Origin of the sequence: Microbulbifer elongatus (assembly GCF_021165935.1) — a bacterium.
GTDB classification, from domain to species: Bacteria; Pseudomonadota; Gammaproteobacteria; order Pseudomonadales; family Cellvibrionaceae; genus Microbulbifer; species Microbulbifer elongatus.
This window is the reverse complement of sequence record NZ_CP088953.1, coordinates 3,777,694-3,791,360: the sequence shown is the minus strand read 5'-3', so window position 1 is coordinate 3,791,360 and position 13,667 is coordinate 3,777,694. Positions and strand designations below refer to the sequence as shown.

11 protein-coding genes and 1 tRNA gene are annotated in these 13,667 nt (G+C 54.4%); all 12 read left to right on the top strand.

Annotated elements, in window-relative coordinates; all coding sequences use genetic code 11:
• The first annotated feature begins 10 nt into the window (after positions 1 to 10).
• The gene (gene gltX, locus LRR79_RS15620) at positions 11 to 1,486 is read left to right on the top strand and encodes a glutamate--tRNA ligase (protein ID WP_231758098.1); all 1,476 of its coding nucleotides are present in this window, start codon (positions 11 to 13) and stop codon (positions 1,484 to 1,486) included.
• 478 nt (positions 1,487 to 1,964) lie between these two features.
• A complete protein-coding gene (galU, locus tag LRR79_RS15615; RefSeq protein ID WP_231758097.1) occupies positions 1,965 to 2,876 on the top strand; it encodes a UTP--glucose-1-phosphate uridylyltransferase GalU in 912 nt (303 codons plus the stop codon).
• A gap of 122 nt (positions 2,877 to 2,998) precedes the next feature.
• Positions 2,999 to 3,074: transfer RNA gene (locus tag LRR79_RS15610), tRNA-Ala, on the top strand.
• Between the two features lie 284 nt (positions 3,075 to 3,358).
• Complete coding sequence (locus LRR79_RS15605) at positions 3,359 to 4,150, top strand: ABC transporter permease (RefSeq protein ID WP_231758096.1); 792 nt, start codon at positions 3,359 to 3,361, stop codon at positions 4,148 to 4,150.
• Positions 4,147 to 4,842 (top strand): ABC transporter ATP-binding protein, encoded by a 696-nt coding sequence (locus tag LRR79_RS15600; RefSeq protein WP_231758095.1) that lies wholly within the window; start codon positions 4,147 to 4,149, stop codon positions 4,840 to 4,842. The genes LRR79_RS15605 and LRR79_RS15600 overlap by 4 nt, the downstream gene beginning before the upstream one ends.
• A gap of 19 nt (positions 4,843 to 4,861) precedes the next feature.
• Positions 4,862 to 6,073, top strand: coding sequence for a hypothetical protein (locus tag LRR79_RS15595; protein WP_231758094.1), 1,212 nt, complete (start codon positions 4,862 to 4,864; stop codon positions 6,071 to 6,073).
• Between the two features lie 45 nt (positions 6,074 to 6,118).
• On the top strand, positions 6,119 to 7,753 hold the full coding sequence (locus LRR79_RS15590) for a polysaccharide biosynthesis/export family protein (RefSeq protein WP_231758093.1): 1,635 nt from the start codon (positions 6,119 to 6,121) through the stop codon (positions 7,751 to 7,753).
• A gap of 148 nt (positions 7,754 to 7,901) precedes the next feature.
• The gene (gene rfbA / locus LRR79_RS15585; RefSeq protein ID WP_231758092.1) at positions 7,902 to 8,816 is read left to right on the top strand and encodes a glucose-1-phosphate thymidylyltransferase RfbA; all 915 of its coding nucleotides are present in this window, start codon (positions 7,902 to 7,904) and stop codon (positions 8,814 to 8,816) included.
• A gap of 126 nt (positions 8,817 to 8,942) precedes the next feature.
• Positions 8,943 to 9,491, top strand: a complete 549-nt coding sequence (gene rfbC / locus LRR79_RS15580) for a dTDP-4-dehydrorhamnose 3,5-epimerase (protein WP_231758091.1) — start codon at positions 8,943 to 8,945, stop codon at positions 9,489 to 9,491.
• Positions 9,492 to 9,649: 158 nt separating this feature from the next.
• Positions 9,650 to 10,510, top strand: coding sequence for a dTDP-4-dehydrorhamnose reductase (rfbD, locus tag LRR79_RS15575; RefSeq protein WP_231758090.1), 861 nt, complete (start codon positions 9,650 to 9,652; stop codon positions 10,508 to 10,510).
• A 152-nt stretch (positions 10,511 to 10,662) separates the two neighbouring features.
• Entirely contained in the window at positions 10,663 to 11,769 is a 1,107-nt protein-coding gene (gene rfbB / locus LRR79_RS15570) for a dTDP-glucose 4,6-dehydratase (protein ID WP_231758089.1), read from the top strand.
• Between the two features lie 32 nt (positions 11,770 to 11,801).
• Positions 11,802 to 13,664: a glycosyltransferase gene (locus tag LRR79_RS15565; RefSeq protein ID WP_231758088.1), complete on the top strand. Its 1,863-nt coding sequence runs from the start codon at positions 11,802 to 11,804 to the stop codon at positions 13,662 to 13,664.
• Positions 13,665 to 13,667 lie beyond the last annotated feature (3 nt).

Here is a 13,667-nt window from a genome sequence, read left to right as displayed (position 1 = left end):
CAGGATTCCAATGACCGTTAGAACTCGTATCGCGCCTTCACCCACCGGTGATCCCCATGTAGGTACCGCCTACATTGCCCTGTTCAACCAGTGCTTCGCCCAGGCCCAGGGTGGCCAGTTTGTACTGCGTATCGAAGACACCGATCAGGCGCGCAGTACCCCGGAGTCCGAGCAGGCCATTCTCGACAGCCTCCGCTGGCTGGGGCTCGACTGGCAGGAAGGCCCGGATGTGGGAGGCCCTCACGGGCCCTATCGCCAGAGTGAGCGCGGCGATATCTACAAAAAGTACTGCGATGAGCTGGTCGCCAACGGGCACGCTTTCCATTGTTACCGCACCGCGGAAGAATTGGATCACTTGCGCGCGCAATTACAGGAGTCGGGCAAGGCGACGCTGAAACCCAGCGACCTGGCACTGCCGGCCGAAGAGGTCGAAAAGCGCAAAGCTGCCGGAGAGCCTTACGTTGTACGGATGAATGTGCCAGAGTCTGGCACCTGCGTGGTGGAAGACCTGCTGCGCGGCACCATCGAGATCGACTGGGCTCAGGTAGACGCCCAGGTCCTGCTCAAGTCCGACGGCATGCCCACCTACCACCTCGCCAATGTCGTGGACGACCACCTGATGGAGATCACCCACGTACTGCGGGGGGAGGAGTGGATCAATTCCGCGCCCAAACACAAACTGCTGTACGAGTACTTCGGCTGGAAAATGCCGGTGCTCTGCCACCTGCCGCTGCTGCGCAACCCGGACAAGACCAAGCTGTCCAAGCGCAAGAATCCAACTTCCATCCTGTATTACCAGCGCGCCGGCTTTATGCCCGAAGCCCTGTTGAATTACCTGGGGCGCATGGGCTGGTCCATGCCGGACGAGAGCGAGAAGTTCACCTTGGAGGAAATGCTCAAGCACTTCGACATCCAGCGTGTCTCCCTTGGCGGCCCGGTGTTCGATGTGGAGAAGCTGAGCTGGCTCAACGGCTTGTGGATTCGCGAGTTGGAAGACGCGCAGCTGGCCGATCGCCTGCAACAGTGGCTGCTCAATCGCGAAAACCTGCTCAAGGTTCTGCCGCACGCCAAGGGGCGTATGGAAACCTTCGGCGACTTCGCCCCACTGGTCAGCTTCCTTGCCGCCGGTAAGCTGCCGCTGACCGAAGAAAGCTTTGCCGGCAACAAACTGGCGCTGGACGAGCAGAAGAAACTGCTGCAATTCGCCCTGTGGCGCCTGGAGGCCCTGCGTAGCTGGAGCAAAGACAACATCTTCGCCACGGTGAAAGAGCTGTCCACGCGGATGGACGTAAAACTGAAGGACTTCAATGCGCCGCTGTTTGTCGCCATCAGTGGCACCACTGCGTCATTCTCGGTCATGGACGCCATGGATCTGCTGGGCCCCGACCTCAGTCGCGCCCGTCTGCGCCAGGCCATTGATGTTCTGGGTGGTGCCGGCAAAAAGGTGCTCAAGCGCTGGGAAAAAGAATACGCTGCGCTGGGCTAAGCCCCCGTCGTAATTACCCACGCCCTCCCGCGCGGCTGACTCCGTCATTCCGCGCGTTTACTTCGTCATGCCGCGGGCTTACTTCGTCATGCCGCGGGCTTACTTCGTCATACCGCGGGCTTGCTTCGTCATCCCGGGCTCGACCCGGGATCCAGCTCCACGGAACTCTGCGCCCCGTACCAGATCAAGTCCGGCACAGACTCTGCGCCGGGATAACACCCGCTCACTTACCAGTCACCACGTACCGACTGGTGAGAGTCCAGCCCACTCAATCAATGCCACCCGTTCAATCCGGGTGGCATTTTTTTTGCCTGTACATTAGTAAACCGATTTCCGGTAGTGTTGAGCAAAAATGAAACCGGAATGTAACCTCAAGCTGCTTCGTGTGTGACGTATGTCACATTGTCGGGTTAGAATTCCTCTTTACGGCGGGTTAAAGGACGAGCCGACCAGTATTTTTAGTGCAAAAGGAAAAACAATGAGTTCAGTAAAAAAGGCGGTCATACCGGTAGCTGGCCTGGGGACACGTATGTTGCCGGCCACCAAAGCAATTCCTAAAGAAATGCTGCCAATCGTCGACAAGCCTCTGATTCAGTACGTGGTCAGCGAAGCGGTCGCGGCCGGAATCAAAGAAATCGTACTGGTCACCCACGCCAGTAAAAATGCCATCGAAAACCACTTCGATACCTCTTTCGAGCTGGAAGCCCAGCTGGAAAACCGCCTCAAGCGGCAATTGCTCGATGAAGTGCGCTCCATTGTCCCCAAAGATGTCACCGTCATCTCCGTGCGTCAGGCCGAAGCCAAGGGGCTCGGTCACGCCATAGCCTGCGCGCGCCCGGTAGTGGGCGACAACCCGTTCGCCGTACTGTTGCCAGATGTTCTGGTGGATCAGTATGCGTCCGACCTGAGCGCCACCAATCTCGCCGCCATGGTGCGCAACTTCGAGCAGACCCGGGCCAGCCAGATTATGGTGGAGTCCGTGGACTGGGCCGAAGTGAGCAAGTACGGCGTTGTGGATTGCCTGGGGGCGGACCTGAAAGTGGGTGGAGTCGCCAAGATTGACGGGATGGTTGAAAAGCCCGATGTTGACTCGGCGCCTTCCAATATGGCGGTTGTTGGTCGCTACGTACTGCCCGCGGAAATCTGGGCGCTGCTGGAGAGCACCGCGCCCGGTGCTGGCGGTGAAATCCAGTTGACTGACGCCATTGATGAACTGCTCAAAATCCAGACCGTCGATGCCTACCGTATTGTCGGGCACAGTCACGACTGTGGTAACAAGCTTGGTTACATGAAAGCCCAGTTTGAGTACGGCCTGCATCATGCGGAGGTAGGAGCTGGTCTGCAGCAGTTCCTCGCCAGTCAAAAATCGCAGGCGACAACCGTGGCCTGACTGACCGTTCAAGCTTGCGGCTAACTATTTGATTAAAAAGTTATTTTTCTTGTTGACAGCAAGCGGGGCACTGTTAAAATGCGCCCCGCTTTCGAGGGAAACCTCAGCAAGAAAGCAACTTTGGGGCTATAGCTCAGCTGGGAGAGCGCAACACTGGCAGTGTTGAGGTCAGCGGTTCGATCCCGCTTAGCTCCACCAAATCAAAAAAGGCCGCATCCGAAAGGATGCGGCCTTTTTTGATTTGGCAGTGCTGCCCACAAATATTTTTCCGTATCGCTGTAATCGTTTGTAATTGAGTTACAGGTGTTTCCCGCCTCCAAGTTGCGGTAGAATCTGACGCGTCTTTGCGCAAACCTGCGTCACAGTTTCAGCATGAAGCCCTCCCTCTATTGAGACGGGTGTCTCAAATGATGAAATTAATCATTCAGGGGTGCCTTCGGTACAGATTTTGTACGGTCGTTCAATAAATACGTTAAGACCTCATGGGCCCAGCCACACAACATAACCCCTGGTTGATTCAGCGCGATGTTATCCGTGCGTTGCTGATTCGCGAGATGAAGACCCGCTTTGGCAAGTGGCGTCTCGGCTATGCGTGGGTGTTGTTGGAGCCAGCTATGCACATCATGGTGTTGGCCGCCCTCTTCAGTTTTATGGGGCGGGAGTTTTATCCCGGTATCCCCACCATGCTGTTCATGTTGGGCGGCATTGCCCCATTTATCTTTTTCAGCAGCTGTTTCAGTAAGGGGCTGGCCGCGGTCGAGTCCAATCGCGGGTTGTTCAATTACCGCCAGCTGCGCCCGTTCGATGCGGTGCTCACTCGTGTACTGCTCGAGTTCGCCATCTACCTGTTCAGCCTTGTTGTCCTGTTGGGCATTCTCGCCTGGTTTGGCATCAGTGCGCGCTTCAACGACTTCCTGCTGCTGGTGGTGATCAATCTGCTATTTCTGGGCTTTTGCCTGGGTGTCAGCCTGACCATGTGCGTGGTCGGTACCAAGTTTCCAGAAGCCGCCCGTTTTGCGCCGATGATCGTGCGCCCGCTGTATTTTATTTCCGGTGTGTTCTTTTCCCTGGAGCAGGTGCCAGAGGAATACCACGGTTACCTATCGTGGAACCCGATACTGCACATGATCGAACTCACCCGTGAGGGATTGTTTGCGAGCTTCCACGGGATGTTTGCAAACCTGCCGTATCTGGCCATGAGCTCGCTGACCATGCTCGCATTTGGTCTGCTGGTGTACCGCAGCCAATGGCGCGATCTGGTGCGCAGCCAATGATCGAGTTGCGCGACCTGACCAAGTCTTTCCGTACCCCGGCGGGGCGCAAGGTGTTGTTCAAAAATGTGAATGCTTTTTTCCCGGAGGGAAAAAACATCGGCATCCTGGGGCGGAACGGCGCCGGCAAATCAACGCTCCTGCGGATCATGGGCGGTATTGATTACCCGGACTCCGGGCAGGTGATTACCGACCAGCGGATATCCTGGCCCATGGGGTTGGCCGGTGGCTTTCAGGGCAGCATGACTGGCCGGGAAAATGCCGCGTTTGTCTGCGGTATTCACGGGATCTGGGGCAGTGCCAAGCGCAAAGTGCTGGATCGCGTGCAGGAGTTTGCAGAAATCGGCGACTACTTTGACGCACCAGTAAAAAGCTACTCCTCGGGCATGCGCTCAAGGCTCGCATTTGGCTTGAGTATTGCTGTGGATTTCGATTATTACCTGGTGGATGAAGTGATGTCGGTGGGGGATGCGCACTTCAAGCACAAATGTGAACAGGTAATCGAAGAGAAACGAAAAACAGCCAACTTCATTATCGTGGCGCACGCTATGCCCATTTTGAAGAAAAACTGTGATGTAGGGCTTTATCTCGGCCCTTCGGGCCTGCAGATTTTTGATACGGTAGAGGAGGCTATCCACCTTTACCAACAGGGTATCCCGAAACCCGCACAGGGCGCGCCGAAGCAACCGGCATAAAAGCCTGGCAAGAGTTGTTATGGAAAGTACGATCGAAAAAACGGAACCCGGTGTGAGCCCTGCTGAGCAGAAGCAAGCGGCCGAGACCACAAATGGCATTATTCAGCGGCTGACCGGCAGTGGCCGGAGTCCCGCCTGGGTAAAACGCTTCGGCGGCATCGCCCTGGTGGTGCTTATGCCGTTGCTTGTGGTGAGTGGTTACTACCTGTTCTGGGTGTCTGACCGCTATGTCAGCATCACGCAGCTGATCGTCAAGGACAACAGCAGCACCCCGAACATGTCCTCAACGCTGGGGTTTCTGGTGCCCGGCATGGGGTCGGATAACCAGGATGCCTTTCTTGTTGTTAATTACATCCAGTCGCTGGATATGGCCCTATACCTCGATGAAACGCTGGAGCTGGCCGATTACTACAAAAGCGACCGCTACGATATGTTCTCCCGCCTGGCGGTCGATGCCACCCAGGAAGATTACCTGGAGTACTACCGCAACCATATTGCAATCGGGCACGATGAAACCACCGGCATCATCACCATCGAAATGCAGGCATTTGAACCGGAATTCGCCCGCAAGCTGGTGGATACCGTGGTGCGTAAATCCGAGGATTTTGTCAACGCCATCAGTAATCAGCTGGCGGACAAGCAGGTGGCGTTTGTGCGCAGTGAGCTGGAGTTGGCGCAGGCCAAACTGCGCACCAGCAAGCAGAGTATTCTGGATTTCCAGAACCGCAATCAGGTCGTCAGCCCGGAAGAACTGACCAAAGGCATCAGTGCCATTATCCAGAGCCTGGAGGCCACACTTGCCGAGCGGCGCGCCAAGCTCACGGCCGCAAAAACCTATCTCCACGCGGACTCCTCTCAAGTGGTTTCACTACAGGCGGAAATCCACTCGATCGAGCAACAGATTGAAGCGGAAAAAGTGCGCCTGGTGGGCGTCTCCGCCGACGACGGCGAAGAGCGGCTAAACAGTCTCAATGCCCATTTTCAGAATCTGGAGTTAGACCTCCAGTTTGCAATGGATGCGTATCAAGCATCACTGACGGCGTTGGAAACGGCGCGTATGGAAGCTTCAGGCAGGCTCAAGCACCTGATGGTTATCAGTCAGCCCTCCGTGGCCGAGGAAGCGGAATACCCGCATAAACTCTACAACCTCGCCAGCCTGGCTGTGATTTTGCTGCTGATCTATGGCATTGGAAAAATGCTGGTCGCCAGTATTCGCGACCATCGCGTTTAGTGGCAAAACATGAAAACAATGGATTTATCAACGTCGGCATTCCCTATGGCAACACTCCTTACTCACACGGGCCGGGTACTTTTACTGCTGATATCCTGGGCGATGGCTGCGGGCGCATGGTCTCTCGACACGCAGCAGTTGGACAAAAAACACCAGCAGGTAGAACTGGGCGATCACCTGCCCGCGTTTGGCGAGTCCCTGTTCAAGGGCGCGTTCAAAGACCAGCCGTTTCGCGGGTTCAACGGGGGTTACCGGGTTACCGTAGGCGACCAGATCGCACTGCAGCTTTGGGGAGCCTACAGCTTTAATGCCGTCCTCACCGTAGATGCCCAGGGGAATATCTTTATCCCCGAAGTGGGGCCGGTACGTGTGGCCGGGGTCGAGAATGGCGACTTGAATAATTTCGTGCTGCGCCACGTCAAGCGGGTGTTCAAAAACAATGTGCAGGCCTACGCCAATCTTGAGGCCAGCCAGCCGGTAAAAGTGTTTGTTACCGGCTATGTGGAGAGCCCCGGGCTATATCCCGGCTTCTCGTCCGATTCCGTGCTCTATTACCTGGATAGCGCCGGCGGTATCAGCCGCGAGAGCGGAAGCTTTATCGACATCAAGGTCTTGCGCCAGGGGAAGGAGCTCCAGCGCATCAATCTGTATAACTTCCTGGTCGAGGGGCGTATGCCCGCCTTGCAGTTGCGCAACGGCGATTCCATCGTTGTAGGCGCGCGGCAGGGCTTTATCAGTATTGAAGGTGCCGTGCAGGAATCCGGGCAGATCGAGTTTATCGGCCCCACCACGCAGCTTGGCGAAATGCTGATGGTTGCCAAGCCGGACCCGCAAGCCAACTACGCACGCATCACCCAGGTGATCGACGACGAACAGCAGGCAAGTTATATCCCGCTTCAGGAAGCATTGCTGGCGCCGCTGCACCCGGGCGCCCATGTGGAGTTGGTGAGTGACAGTGACATCAGCAGTATTTCTGTGCGAGTCAATGGTGAGGTGGATGGCCCTGCTGCGTATGTGCTGCCTTACGGCGCCACCTTGCAAGATCTGCTGGACAAACTGCGCTATCGCAATAACGCAGACCCGTTCGCCATTCAGCTCTACCGGAAAAGTGTGGCCAAAAAACAGAAGGTCGCGCTGGAGCGCTCGTTGGATGCCCTGGAAATGGAAGCGCTTACTCGCCAGCCCACAACAACTGCGGATAAAACCTCGTTAAAAGACACCGCGGCGATGATCCAGAATTTTATTACCAAGGCGCGCAAGGCGCGGCCCCGGGGGCAGGTGGTACTGGCGAACAATGACAACGCCGGTGACATGTTGCTGGAAGACGGTGACGAACTGGTTGTCCCGCTGCGGGCCTCGACCGTTTCCGTGGTTGGGGAGGTTATCTTCCCAACCTCGCTGGTATTTAACGAGCGCAACACACTGGATGACTACATTGAGCTGGCCGGGGGTTTTTCCAACAATGCGGACACTAAAGAGCTGGTGGTACTGCATATGGATGGCACCATCAGCCGTATCAAGCAGAGCAAATTTGATAATCGCCTGAAAGGCGTACTGCGTCCCGGTGATGAGATCATGGTGATGCCAAAAATTCAGGCCAGCGAGTTGCAGGTCACAAAAGATGTAACCGAAATACTTTACCGTATTGCGGTTGGCACTGCGGCCGTACTGTCTTTCTAATGGGGGATTGCTCTGTGGCCTGAAGGGGAGGGCCGCAGGGTTTTAAATTTTTTGACAACGGAGTCACGTCGGTGAGGGGGGAGCTTTTGCCCGAAGCTCGCGCAACGTGGTACGGAAGCTCTAAATTAAAGTTTAATAGGGGGAGTGAATGAAAACAGGGAATACGTCACGAAAGGGAATAATTCTGGCCGGTGGCTCCGGCACTCGCCTGTATCCGCTCACCAAAGGGGTGAGCAAGCAGCTGATGGCGGTGTACGACAAGCCAATGATCTATTATCCGCTGACCACGCTAATGATGGCGGGTATCCGCGATATTTTGATTATTACCACTCCCGATGAGCAACCACTGTTCCAGCGTTTGCTGGAAGATGGCAGCCAGTGGGGCATCAACCTGTCTTATGCGGTTCAGTCATCACCGGATGGCCTTGCCCAGGCCTTCCTGATTGGTCGCGAACACGTGGGCAATAACCCCAGTGCGCTGGTATTGGGGGACAACATATTCTACGCCGAGCACTTTTCCGCAACGCTCAACCGCGCGGACCAGCGCAATGAAGGGGCTACGGTATTTGGCTACCACGTAGCGAACCCACGGGCTTACGGTGTTGCCGAATTCAATAGCGCGGGCAAGGTGGTCAGCCTCGAAGAAAAGCCCGCACAACCCAAATCCAACTACGCCGTTACCGGGTTGTATTTCTACGACAACCAGGTGTGCGACCTGGCGCGGGAGATCCGTCCGAGCCCCCGTGGCGAGCTGGAAATCACCGACCTCAACCGTATCTACCTGGACCTTGGCCTGCTCAATATGGAGCTGATGGGCCGCGGCGCAGCCTGGCTGGATACCGGCACACACGACAACCTTCTGGAAGCCGCACATTTTGTGCAGACCATCGAGCGCCGGCAAGGCCTGAAAATCGCCTGTCCGGAAGAGGTCGCATTCCGCAAAGGGTTTATCGATGCAGAAACTCTGGAAATCCAGGCCCAGCCGCTGATGAAAAGTGGCTATGGGGAATATCTGATGCAGACTCTGGCGGAATCCAAAATCGACCACGCATTTGCGCGTTAAGTCACCCAAAAGATTGTTGTAGAAGCCTGACCGCCAGGGACGGCGGGATGCCGCCCAGCGGAGTGCCGCCCAGCGGAATGCCAATTGTGCAGAGTGCATAAATCTGCCAGGCCCTAAGAGGTCGCTATGAAAGTAATTGAAACCAGGATCCCAGACGTAAAAATCCTGGAGCCCAAAGTCTTTGGGGACGAACGTGGCTTCTTCCTGGAAACCTTCCGCCAGGATTTTTTTGATCGCGCATGTGCCGAACGCACTTTTGTGCAGGACAACCACAGTAAATCCAGCCAGGGCATCCTCCGTGGTCTGCATTACCAGACTGAGAGTACCCAGGGCAAACTGGTCCGCGTCACCGCCGGCGAAGTCTTCGATGTCGCCGTAGATCTGCGCCGCAGCTCCCCGACGTTCGGTCAATGGGTAGGCGTGCTACTCAATGAAGAGAACAAGCGCCAGCTGTGGGTGCCGGAGGGCTTCGCCCACGGATTTTACGTGACCAGTGAAAGCGCCGAGTTTGTCTACAAATGCACTGACTACTACGCCCCGGAGCACGAGCACTCCATCCGCTGGGACGACCCTGAAATCGGCATCGACTGGCCCCTGGTCAACGGAGAGCCCCCAAAACTCTCCGCCAAAGACGCCGAAGGCAAACTGCTGAAAGACGCCGTCACCTTCGACTAGGACGAGTCGTCATCCCGGTCTGGATCCGGGATCCAGAAGCACCGCGTCGTCATCCCGGACTGGATCCGGGATCCAGAAGCACCGCGTCGTCATCCCGGACTAGATCCGGGATCCAGGAAAACCATAGAGACCCCGGCACGCACCGGAGCCCCAAAAATATGAAAATTCTAGTCACCGGCAAAAACGGCCAACTGGGCCAACAACTGCAAAAACAGGCCCCAGCCCACACCACCATCATTGCCCACGGTCGCGACACCCTGGATATTGCCGATAAAGAGCAGGTTTTCACCGTCCTGCAGCAAGCGCAACCCGATCTGGTCATCAACGCCGCCGCTTACACCGCCGTAGATAAAGCGGAGTCTGATACTGACCAGGCCCACCGAGTTAACGCCCGCGGCCCGGAAAACCTGGCGTTGGCCTGCCGTGAGTTGGGCATCCGCCTGATCCATGTCTCCACCGACTTTGTATTTGACGGCAAGCAATCCCACCCTTACCTGCCAGGTGATACCAGAAAACCGTTGGGTGTATACGGCGAAAGCAAAGCCCGTGGTGAAGAAGCGATCGAGGCGATCCTCCCGGAAGCCATTATCGTCCGCACCGCCTGGGTCTACGACCGCGAGGGTGGCAACTTCGTCAACACCATGCTGCGCCTCATGAATGAGCGCGACCAACTGGGTGTGGTCGCAGACCAGATAGGCACACCCACTTGGGCCGGCACGCTGGCAAACAACATTTACGCACTGGCACAGAACCCGGAAGCAATGGGCATCTACCACTGCACCGACGCCGGCGTCGCCAGCTGGTACGACTTTGCCGTAGCCATCTATGAAGAAGGTAAAGCCGCAGGCCTGATCCCTAGTGAAAAATCGGTACAGATCAAACCGATTACCACCGCCGACTTCCCAACTCCGGCAAAACGCCCAGCCTACAGCGTTCTGGATAAGTCCCGGTTGGTAGAGGACTCCGGCATCGAGCTAAATCACTGGCGCCCGGTGCTCCGCAAAATTCTCGCTACCTGACCCCCGTCGTCCCGGCGAAGGCCGGGACCCAGAGACACGGAGCGTAGCCATCGCGGGCCCGCCACAAGCCAAAAAAGAAAGAGTTAACTATTTAAACAGTGCCGTCATTCCGGCGAAGGCCGGAATCCAGCACAACGGAACGACAAAAGAAAATGAGCAACCTGTTAGTAACCGGCGGTGCCGGCTTCATAGGCGCAAACTTCGTCCACTACTGGATGAAAACCTACCCCCAGGACAAAGTGATAGTACTCGACGCACTCACCTATGCCGGCAACAAAGCCAACCTGGATCCAGTGGCGGATAACCCCAACTTCGTATTCAGCCACGGCAATATCTGCGATACCGAATTGGTAGAAACCCTGCTCAAAGAACACCGCATCGACACCCTGGTGCATTTCGCTGCAGAAAGCCATGTAGACCGTTCCATCACCGGCCCGGATGCCTTTATTGAAACCAACATCATCGGCACCCACAGCCTGCTCAAGGCCGCCAAAAAAATCTGGCTGGACGAAGGACTCAACAAAGAAAACCACCGCTTCCACCACGTATCAACAGACGAGGTGTACGGCACCCTGGGGCCGGAAGATCCCGCCTTTAGCGAGACAACAGCGTACGCGCCCAATAGCCCGTACTCCGCGAGTAAGGCCGCGTCCGATCATCTGGTGCGTGCCTACCACCACACCTACGGCCTGAACGTTACCACCAGCAATTGTTCCAATAACTATGGTCCTTACCACTTTCCGGAAAAGCTGATCCCTCTGGTGATCACCAATATCCTTCAGGATAAGCCGCTGCCGATTTATGGCGATGGCCAGCAGATTCGCGACTGGCTTTATGTAGAAGATCACGCGCGAGGAATCGAGCTTGTAATAAAAAAAGGCCGGCTGGGGCATAGCTACAACTTAGGCGGCGTCAATGAGTGGAAGAATATTGATATCGTTCGCTCGATCTGCGCATATATAGATGAAGAGTTTGCGAGCAACCGTGAATTTGCAGCGAAGTACCCGGCGGCTAGAAGCGCTACCCACTCTAGGTCACAATCTTTGATCCAGTTTGTTCGCGACCGACCTGGTCATGATCAACGATATGCAATTGACCCTGATAAATCAGTTCGTGAACTTGATTACTCGCCGAGAGAAACATTTGAGTCGGGTTTAAAAAAAACGATAGCCTGGTACCTTAATAGTCGCGAATGGTGGGAGGATGTGTTGGATGGAAGCTATCAAACATGGACGTTCGAAGAACATAACCAGCTGTAATTCGCCAGGGAGATTGGGAAATGGAGAGTAGCGTGAACAGTTTAGGCGGTCCATCTGAGCATGTTGAGGGTAAATCTGAACCGAAGCCAGTGGTGGTTTGGGTGGATGTCTGTGGTGTCGTCAATGAGAGGTACCTGTTGATTCAAGGTTGGGCGTATCATCCATCTCATAGTGACGTAGATTTTAGCCTTACGCTAATTGAGGAAGGCGAAAATCTTCCTGAAAAAATAGTTACCGCAGTACCTCATACAGTGATTCGAGCTACACGCTTGGATGTCAGTAAGCACTTCTCATGCGATGCAAAGAACAGCCAGTGGGGATATAGCTTACTTGTTGAGTGGCCAAGTAGTGATGTGCCTAGCCATGAGAAATTTGATCTTAATGTTGTTGCAGCAGATACAGGAAGCTTCCCAGCTAAATTGAAACCATTCTCTCCCCTTTCAGGAGAGGACTTGTTTGGTCATTGCGCTAACTGGCGTGGCGAAGAAAAGCGGAAGTTGAAGCGTGTGCTCTATAAGAGTATGGGGGGCGAGCTATTTGAGCTTCCGGGTTTGCGAAAAATTAGTGAGGAGCAGCTAAAACAACAGCTAAATTGGCACTGGGAAAGCCTCCTTTGTGTGCCGGGAAGGGGGGTGTTCTTAAGTGGATGGCTACTCGATCGTCAGCGAAACTTATCCGCTGTAGTAGTGCGGACGTCAGATGGTAGTTACAGTGAAAACTTACTTGAGAATTCTGTTCGTTACCCTCGTGATGACGTGCTTGAGGCGTTTCCGGGGCGTAGTGATGCAAGTTGTAAGCCGGGCCTATACAGTTGGGTAGAAATGCCCCACTTGATGGAAAAGGGGAGATTGGAGCTTGTATTCGTAACTCATGATGGGGCGATTTACGAGGCTCCATTTGAGCCGGAAGTAGTAGGCTCTGATATTACATTTGCTAGTCAACAAGTTTTGGTGAATTTTCAAGTTGAAGATCCTGATTATAAAGATTCTATGCAAAATCACGTTGGTCCAGCGTTAGCTGCTTTGTGGCAACACAGGAATGAAAGTTTATCTGACCCGAAGGTTGAAACGCTGCAATTCGGAGAAGAGATTGAAGTCCCCAGGCGAACGCTCATAGTTCCGCTTTATGGGCGTTTTGACTTTTTACTACATCAGGTCGCTCAGTTTTCTAAAGATTCGGACTTTGATGATACCGAGTTAATTTATGTGCTCGATGATCCTCGCTTGCACAATGAATTTATTCCATTTTGTCATGATGTTGCCAACCTGTTCCCTGTAAGTTTTCGTGTGATCTATAGTGGGCGGAACCAGGGTTATGCAGGCGCTAATAATCTCGGCGCCAGGTTCGCAAGGTCAGAAAAATTAGTTTTGCTTAATTCTGATGTGATTCCGAGCGAATCAGGTTGGCTTTCTCGTATTGAGCGAAAGTGTCAGTTTCTGAGTGATGTGGGGGTAGTTGCCCCGAAACTCGTTTTTGAGGACGATACTGTTCAGCATGTAGGAATTAGCTTTGCGAAGAATCCAAGCTTTGGTGACTTGTGGTTCAATGAGTACCCCGGTAAAGGTAACCCCGAATGGCTTTTGGACTTAGAGGATGTTTCTGAAGCTAAGGCGGTAACAGGTGCTTGTATGTTTATCGACAAGTCTCTGTATGAGACAGTTGGTGGTCTTGATGAAAGTTATGTTTTGGGAGATTTTGAGGACACTGATTTGTGTCTAAAACTTCGTAAGAATGGATATCGCCACTATTTGATTGCGAACGAAAAGTTATATCACTTGGAGAGGCAGTCTCAAGACTTGTTTGAAAATAGAGATTGGAAGTTCAAAATTACTCTGTACAACGCATGGCAACATACAGTTCGCTGGGGCGGTGTTATCGAAGATCTGATGCGATAGGGT

Excerpts from the sequence above, each read along its gene's own strand:
- gltX (WP_231758098.1), top strand. The coding sequence starts at position 11 with ATGACCGTTAGAACTCGTATCGCGCCTTCACCCACCGGTGATCCCCAT.
- galU (WP_231758097.1), top strand. The coding sequence starts at position 1,965 with ATGAGTTCAGTAAAAAAGGCGGTCATACCGGTAGCTGGCCTGGGGACA.
- LRR79_RS15605 (WP_231758096.1), top strand. The coding sequence starts at position 3,359 with ATGGGCCCAGCCACACAACATAACCCCTGGTTGATTCAGCGCGATGTT.
- LRR79_RS15600 (WP_231758095.1), top strand. The coding sequence starts at position 4,147 with ATGATCGAGTTGCGCGACCTGACCAAGTCTTTCCGTACCCCGGCGGGG.
- LRR79_RS15595 (WP_231758094.1), top strand. The coding sequence starts at position 4,862 with ATGGAAAGTACGATCGAAAAAACGGAACCCGGTGTGAGCCCTGCTGAG.
- LRR79_RS15590 (WP_231758093.1), top strand. The coding sequence starts at position 6,119 with ATGGCAACACTCCTTACTCACACGGGCCGGGTACTTTTACTGCTGATA.
- rfbA (WP_231758092.1), top strand. The coding sequence starts at position 7,902 with ATGAAAACAGGGAATACGTCACGAAAGGGAATAATTCTGGCCGGTGGC.
- rfbC (WP_231758091.1), top strand. The coding sequence starts at position 8,943 with ATGAAAGTAATTGAAACCAGGATCCCAGACGTAAAAATCCTGGAGCCC.
- rfbD (WP_231758090.1), top strand. The coding sequence starts at position 9,650 with ATGAAAATTCTAGTCACCGGCAAAAACGGCCAACTGGGCCAACAACTG.
- rfbB (WP_231758089.1), top strand. The coding sequence starts at position 10,663 with ATGAGCAACCTGTTAGTAACCGGCGGTGCCGGCTTCATAGGCGCAAAC.